At 67.2% G+C, this 659-nt stretch carries 1 protein-coding gene; it reads right to left on the reverse strand.

Annotated features, from left to right (window positions below; translation table 11 throughout):
• Positions 1–659: zinc-binding dehydrogenase (locus AC1DYI_RS37760; RefSeq protein ID WP_477209169.1), on the reverse strand; the 659-nt coding region annotated here is incomplete at both ends.

A 659-nucleotide genomic window follows, 5' to 3' on the forward strand; every position in this document is an offset into this window, starting at 1 on the left:
CATCAGCGCATGGGCCGCTGCGGCGTCATGGGCATCGAACACCCGTTCGATCACCGGCTTGATGCGACCAGCTTCGATCAGCGGCCACACCTTGTCGCGCAAAGACTTCGCAATCGCAGCCTTGAAGGCCACCGGCCGCGGCCGCAGCGTCGAACCACTGATCGTCAGCCGCCGGCGCAGCACTTCGCCTGCATTGATCTCACTCTTCACGCCGCCCTGCACCGCGATGATGACCAGTCGGCCGTCGTCGGCCAGGCAACTCAACTCGCGCGCCACGTACTCGCCGGCCACCATGTCGAGCACCACGTCGGCGCCACGACCATCGGTCAGCCGCTTCACTTCGGCCGCGAAGTCGACGGCCCGGTAGTTGATCGCGTGGTCAGCACCGAGTGCCACACAGGCTGCGCATTTCTCGTCGCTGCCCGCAGTGACGATCACCTTCGCGCCCGTCGCCYTGCCGAGCTGGATCGCCGTCACGCCGATGCCGGACGAGCCGCCCTGCACCAGCAGCGTCTCACCAGCCTTCAAGCCGCCGCGGTCGAACACGTTCGACCAGACGGTGAAAAAGGTCTCGGGCAGCGTGGCCGCTTCGATGTCGCTCCAGCCCGCTGGCACCGGCAGGCATTGCGCGATCGGCGCTGCGCACAGCGCCGCGTAAC

The organism is Ideonella sp. P3_A4, assembly GCF_056403075.1.